6 protein-coding genes are annotated in these 6,649 nt (G+C 69.0%); 2 read left to right on the forward strand and 4 right to left on the reverse strand.

Going from position 1 to position 6,649, the window contains the following annotated elements; all coding sequences use genetic code 11:
* Positions 1-81: 81 nt before the first annotated feature.
* From L0P92_RS40650 to L0P92_RS40660, 3 genes are all read right to left on the reverse strand, one after another.
* Positions 82-1,515, reverse strand: coding sequence for an ABC transporter permease (locus tag L0P92_RS40650; RefSeq protein ID WP_234768163.1), 1,434 nt, complete (start codon positions 1,513-1,515; stop codon positions 82-84).
* A gap of 196 nt (positions 1,516-1,711) precedes the next feature.
* On the reverse strand, positions 1,712-2,962 hold the full coding sequence (locus L0P92_RS40655) for a L,D-transpeptidase (protein ID WP_234768164.1): 1,251 nt from the start codon (positions 2,960-2,962) through the stop codon (positions 1,712-1,714).
* A gap of 220 nt (positions 2,963-3,182) precedes the next feature.
* Positions 3,183-3,536, reverse strand: coding sequence for a hypothetical protein (locus L0P92_RS40660; protein ID WP_234768165.1), 354 nt, complete (start codon positions 3,534-3,536; stop codon positions 3,183-3,185).
* Between the two features lie 151 nt (positions 3,537-3,687).
* On the opposite strand from L0P92_RS40660, the gene L0P92_RS40665 reads away from it, so the two are divergent.
* A complete protein-coding gene (locus L0P92_RS40665; RefSeq protein WP_234768167.1) occupies positions 3,688-3,984 on the forward strand; it encodes an LPXTG cell wall anchor domain-containing protein in 297 nt (98 codons plus the stop codon).
* A 42-nt stretch (positions 3,985-4,026) separates the two neighbouring features.
* Positions 4,027-4,785 (forward strand): hypothetical protein, encoded by a 759-nt coding sequence (locus L0P92_RS40670; protein ID WP_234768166.1) that lies wholly within the window; start codon positions 4,027-4,029, stop codon positions 4,783-4,785.
* Positions 4,786-4,839: 54 nt separating this feature from the next.
* Here the strand turns inward: L0P92_RS40670 and hutH are convergent, their stop codons facing one another.
* Positions 4,840-6,378 (reverse strand): histidine ammonia-lyase, encoded by a 1,539-nt coding sequence (gene hutH, locus L0P92_RS40675; protein WP_234768168.1) that lies wholly within the window; start codon positions 6,376-6,378, stop codon positions 4,840-4,842.
* Positions 6,379-6,649: the final 271 nt, after the last annotated feature.

Here is a 6,649-nt window from a genome sequence, read left to right on the forward strand (position 1 = left end):
CCCCCTAGGGGCGCGGGGAACTGCGCGACCAGCCCCCACCCACCCGCAGCCAAAGACATGCCCGCCGCGGCAGCGGAACCGCTACTCCACCCGCCGCAACGCATCCGCCGGCCGCAGCCGAGACGCCCGCCACCCCCCGAACGCGCCGGCGATCAACCCACCCGTCACCGCGAGGCCCACCGCGAGGGCGACCGTCGTGAGTGAGACGGGCGCGGTCAGGGCGATGTCAAGGGTCGTGGACGCCGTCTGCCGGCCAGGGCCGCCACCGGCACCCCCGCCCAGCTGAGCCTGCAGCGTCGGGCTGATCGCGGTCACGGCGTACGCCCCGGCAAGCCCCACCGCGATCCCCAGCGCACCGCCGAGCAGCCCGTTGACGACCGCTTCGCCGACCACCTGCCGGGTCACCCGCCCCGACTTCCACCCCAGCGCCTTCAGCGTCCCGAACTCCCGCACCCGGCGGGAGACGGCAGAGGAGGTGAGCAGGCCGGCCACCAGGAACGCCGCCACGAGCACCGCGATGGACAGCCACTTGCCGACACTGGTCGCCAGCGAGGACGCCGTGGACAGGGACCCGGACACCGTGTCCGCGAGGTCCGCGGAGGTCGTCACCGTCGTACCGGAGATGTTCTTCTGGATCGTCGACTTGACGGAGTCGATCCGCTGGGAGTCGGTCGCCTTGACGTAGATCGTGGTGACCTTGTCCTTGGCGTCGGCGAGCGTCTGCGCCTGCTTCAGCGGGATGTAGAGGTTGGCGGCCGCGTCCCCGCTGTCGGGCGTGGCGATGCCGATCACCTTGAACTCGATGCCCTTGACGGTGACCGTCGAGCCGACCTCGAGCTTCTTCTCCTTGGCGTAGGAGGTGTCGGCGACCACGACCGCGGCGTTCGTCTCCGTCGTCCTGAAGGTACGGCCACTGGTGATCTCCGACGACGTGAGCGGGCCGAGCGCCGGCTCGGTGACATCGGTGCCGTAGACGGAGTAGCTGTTGACGTCGAAGTCGGCGCCGCCACCGCGCACCTCACCCTGCGGCTGGCCGTTGCCCCCGCCCTGACCCGGTCCGCCGCCCTGCTGACCGCCACCGCCCTGGTCCTGCTGGAACTGACCCCGCGTGAACTGCCCGCTGACCTTGACGACCTGAAGGCTCAGCCCGCCCACGGCGTCCGAGACCCCGTCCTGCGCGCCGACCTTGCCGACGGTCGAGCTCGCGAGCGTCTGGAAGCCCTGGACCATCACCCGGTCGCTGGACTGCTCGTCGTCGGAGCCGTCGTCCTGCGCGTCGAACCGGAACCGCGGCCGCTCGGAGCTGCTCGCGGCCGGCTCGGCGGCCTTGGTGACGGTCATGTCCGTGCCCAGGCCGTACAGGGACTGCAGGACCTTGTCCTGGGCCTTGCTCATGCCTGACGACACGGAGTTGACCACGATGACCAGCGCGATACCCAGCGCCAGTCCGGAGGCGACGACAAGGGCCGCCTTTCTGCGGCGGCGCAGCTCGCGCCTCAGGTAGGTGAAGAACATGCGCCGCAAGCTAGGGACGGTGCGTGATGACGGGATAAGGCCGGGATAAGAGGAGGATGAGAAGGCTGGGACCTCGCCCGGAAACACCGATGCCGCCCCTGAGGGCGGCATCGGCTACTTGTGCGGGAGCTGTGCGGCGACTACGCGCCCAGGGCTCGGGTCCGGTCGGTCAGGTCGGTCAGGTCGGTCAGGTCGGTCAGACCGCCGAACCGGCCTTCCACTGCGCCCAGTCCATGTTCCAGCCGTTGAGGCCGTTGTCCGGGGCGATGGTCTTGTCGCCGGTGTTCTCGACGACCACGACGTCACCGACGATCGAGTTGTTGTAGAACCAGTAGCCCGCGGTGCCCTTGTCGTTGGCGCCCTTGGTGTCGGACAGACCCACGCAGCCGTGACTGGTGTTGACGCTGCCGAAGATGGACTTGGCGCCCCAGTAGTTGCCGTGGATGAAGGTGCCGGAGGTGGACAGGCGGATGGCGTGCGGCACGTCCTTGATGTCGTACTCGCCCTTGCCGTCGTCGTCCGTGAAGCCCACCGTCGCGCCGTTCATACGCGTCTCCTTGAACTTCTCGGACATCACCATGACGCCTTCGTACGTCTTGTTGTCCGGGGAGCCCGCGGAGATCGGGATGGTCTTGATGGTCTTGCCGTCCTGCGTGACCTTCATCTGCTTGGTCTTCGCGTCGACGTAGCTGATCTGGTTGCGGCCGATCTTGAAGGTGACCGTCTTCTCCTGGACGCCGTAGACGCCGTCGGAGCCCTCGACCCCGTCCAGGGCCATCTTCAGGGTGACGGTCGAGCCGCCCTTCCAGTACTCGTCGGGCCGGCAGTCCATGCGGGTGTCGTTGAACCAGTGGCAGACGACTTCCTGGCCACTGGTCGAGGTGACGGTGACGCCCTTCTGGACGGCCGCCTTGTTGGTGATCGACTTGTCGAAGTTGATCGAGACCGGCATGCCCACGCCAACCGTGGAGCCGTCCTCCGGCGTGAAGTAGCCGAGGAAGCTGTTGTCCGGGGAGACCGTGGTGAAGGAGGCGTTCTCGTGGGCCTCCAGGCCCTTGGCGTCCTTCGCGGTCACGGCGACCTTGTAGGTGGTGGAGCGCTCCAGCTGGGCGTCGGGCTTCCAGCTGGTCTTGTCCGCGGATATCTGGCCCTCGACCGCGGCACCCTCGGCGGTCGTCATCGTCACCTCGGTGAGCGTGCCCTTGCTCACGGTGACGGCGGCGGAGTTGTTGATGGAGGCGTTGTCGGTGCCGTCCTCGGGCGTGATCTTGATCTGCGCCGCGGAGGTCTTCTTGGCCGCCGCCTCGTCGACCTTGGACTGCGAGCTGTCGCCGCCGTCGCTGCCGGAGGCGTTGTCGTCGCCGCCGGAGCAGGCCGAGAGCACCAGGACACCGCCGAGCAGTGCGGACGCGACCGTCAGGCCCCTGCGCCGCTTACTGTTCGTCATCACACGCTTCTCCATCTGTTCCCGAATCCCCAGAACCCCGAGAGTCCCCGTCAAGAATCTTCAACGCTACGACCGGTTCGTCCCGTTCCACATCCCTTGTATGTGTGGGGCACACCACGCCCTTGAGGCAGGTGGTGCGGGTGTCGGTCAGTGCGCCCCATGAGACGACGAAACCCCGGGCGGCGGTTGCCGCCCGGGGTCACGATTTCCCCAAGAAGCCTCAGCCGACCCGTCCGGCCTCTTCGCCGTCGAAGTCCTCGTCGACATCATCCTCGTCGAGGTCCCACTCGGGCGAATCCGGGTCGTACTCGACGTGCTCGCTGGACCAGGAGGCCTGCGCGAGGTCGACCCCGGGCACCTCGCTGACCAGGTCGAACGGATCAACGAGATACGCGAGGGCCTCCGCAGTGTCTTCCGTCACAGCGGCTTCGGCGTGGGTGCGCTCGTCGGCCGGCATGGTCGTGTCGTCGGCGATCCGCCGCAGCGCGGCCTTGGTGACGGCGTCCTGGTCGTCCACTTCGAGGACGAGTTCCACGCGAAGCCGTACAAAACGTGAGGTTTCTGGAGTACTCATGCCCGGAGCGTACGGCCCTTTTCTCCCGTGACTTTCCCGTGACCCGCGACTTTCACTAACATCGCCCCACACGGCCAATTCGCCAGCGCCACAAGGGGATCGATATTCCGTGTCCGCCGCTCACCGATCGTCGTCCACCGCACGCCGATCGCTGCTGACCGCCACCGCCGCGGGAGCCCTGCTGGGCGCCCTGTGGTTCGTGCCCTCCGCGAACGCGACGGGCGACGATCCGGGCAGAGCGGAGCCTTCGACGACCCCCACGTCGCAGGTCACCCAGCAGGCGCGGGCCACCTCCGAGAGCGCGCGGGACAGCACGGTGGACGGCACCCGGCTCGCCGACACCGGCAGCTTCGACACCACGCCCTACATCGTCGGCGGGACCCTCTTCCTGGCGCTGGGCGCGGGCTTCGTCGCGTATTCGGTTCGCCGGGAACGTCTGGGTTTTTGAATTCACTTGACGCTCGTTTGACCTGGGCTTCATAGTCCGCCCATGAAGAGATCATCGGGCGTGCGTGTAGCCGCCACGGTTGCCGTGAGCGCGCTGACGCTCGCCCTTGCCACGGGTTGCGGGGGTGACTCCGGCGGTTCCGACGCGAAGGCGCTCTCAGCCGCGGAGTTGAAGAAGTCGATCATCGCGCAGGGCGATGTCGAGGGTTACAAGGTGGACGCCTCCGGCAAGCAGCTGCCGAAGTCCAAGGACCAGATCAAGAGCAGCGACGAGAAGTGCCGCCCGCTCGCCTACGCGATGGGCGGTCTGGCGCCGGGTGACGCGGCGTCGAACACGGCCGTGATGACCACGGAGGAGAAGAAGCCCACCGACAGTGCCTCCAAGTCGCTGGAGGACCTGGCCGAGGGTGAGATCGAGGACTCGCTCACCGACGCGATGAGCCTCAACATGACGGTCGTGGGCCTGTCGTCGTACGACGGTTCCGGTGCCGAGGAGACCTTCAAGTCCGTGTCGGACGCGGTGGAGAGCTGCTCCGGCGGCTTCCCGGTCGTCATGCAGGGCAGCGACCAGAAGCTCACCGAGATCACCTCGGAGAAGGCGTCCGGGGCCGGTGACGAGTCGGTGGCGTTCGCCGCGGTGAGCGACGACGACGGCGACGTGGGCACCACGCATGTCGAGGTGGTGCGGCACGGCAGCACCATCGCCACGTACTACACGATCAACCTCGGTCTGATGATGACCGACAAGGCGTACGACGTGCCGGCCGCCCTCATCGACGCGCAGGCCGCCAAGCTGAAGTAGCCGTTCCGCACACATCGGGGGCCCTGTCGGTCGTACGACAGGGCCCCTCTCGCGTCACTGGAGCGGCCCGGTGACCTTCTCCGCCGCCGCGACCAGCTCCCCGCCGCGCACGAACGCGTCGGCCGCCGCGAGGTCGGGCGCCAGGAACCGGTCCGGACCGGCGCCCTGGACCCCGGCGGCCCGTACGGCGTCGATGACGGCCTGCGAGGCCGGCGCCGGGGCGAGTCCCTCCCGCAGCTCGATGGCCCGGGTGGCGGCGTACAGCTCGACGGCGAGCACACGCGTGAGGTTGTCGACGGCGGTACGGAGCTTGCGCGCGGCCGACCAGCCCATGGAGACGTGGTCCTCCTGCATGGCGGAGGACGGAATGGAGTCGGCGGACGCCGGCACGGCCAGCCGCTTCAACTCACTGACCAGGGCGGCCTGTGTGTACTGGGCGATCATCAGCCCCGAGTCGACACCCGCGTCGTCGGCCAGGAAGGGCGGCAGCCCGTGGCTGCGGTTCTTGTCGAGCAACCGGTCCGTCCGCCGCTCGGCGATCGACGCGAGGTCGGCGACGGCGATGGCGAGGAAGTCGAGGACGTAGGCGACGGGCGCCCCGTGGAAGTTGCCGTTGGACTCCACGCGCCCGTCGGGCAGGACGACGGGGTTGTCGACGGCCGACGCCAGCTCCCGTTCGGCGACGAGCCGCGCGTGCGCCATGGTGTCCCGCCCGGCCCCGGCGACCTGCGGAGCACACCGTACGGAATACGCGTCCTGAACCCTCGGCGCGTCGTCCTGGTGATGCCCGGTCAGCCCCGAACCCTTCAGCACGGCCAGCATGTTGGCGGCGGAGGCGCCCTGCCCGGGGTGCGGCCGGATGGCGTGCAGCTCGGGCGCGAGGACCTTGTCGGTGCCGAGGAGCCCTTCGAGGCTCAGCGCGGCGGTGACGTCGGCGGACTTGTAGAGGAGGTCGAGATCGGCGAGGGCCATGACGAGCATGCCGAGCATGCCGTCGGTGCCGTTGAGAAGGGCGAGGCCCTCCTTCTCGCGCAGTTCGACGGGTGCGATGCCGTGCGCGGCGAGCAGCTCACCGGCGGGCCGCACGACGCCGTCCGGCCCCTCGGCGTCGCCCTCGCCCATCAGCGTGAGGGCGCAGTGCGAAAGCGGAGCGAGGTCACCGGAACATCCGAGCGACCCGTACTCGTGGACGACGGGCGTGATACCGGCGTTGAGGACATCGGCCATGGTCTGCGCGACCTCGGGCCGCACGCCCGTGTGCCCCGAGCAGACGGTCTTGAGCCGCAGGAACATCAGCGCCCGTACGACCTCCCGCTCCACCCGCGGCCCCATCCCGGCGGCGTGCGAACGAACGATGTTGCGCTGCAGCTGGGCCCGCAACTCCTGGCTGATGTGCCGGGTCGCGAGGGCCCCGAAGCCGGTGGAGACGCCGTAGACGGGCTCGGGCTTGGCCGCCAGCGCGTCCACGATCTCGCGGGCCGCGGTGAGCGCCGCGACGGCCTCCGGCGAGAGCTCGATCCTTGCGCCGCCGCGCGCCACGGCGAGAACGTCGGACGCGGTGACCCCGGACGTCCCCACCACCACAGTGTGCATATCCATATTCAGGAGCGTACGCAGTGAAGACGAAGATGTCACTAGTGGGTGGGCGGTACGACCCTTACCGTTTCGGCTGCGGCACCGTCGTGGCTGGTCGCGCAGTTCCCCGCGCCCCTTCCTGGGGCTCCGCCCCCAGGGATGGGACGGGTAGGGGCGGCGGGGGCGAGGGACTCATGGCAGTCGACCCCGGAAGCGTCGTCGCTCCCCGCTCTCCTCGCCGAACGGCTCGTCGGCGAGACGTACGACAGGGTCGTCCGGCCCCTCCCGC

It is taken from the genome of Streptomyces muensis (assembly GCF_021474425.1).
GTDB lineage: Bacteria > Actinomycetota > Actinomycetes > Streptomycetales > Streptomycetaceae > Streptomyces > Streptomyces muensis.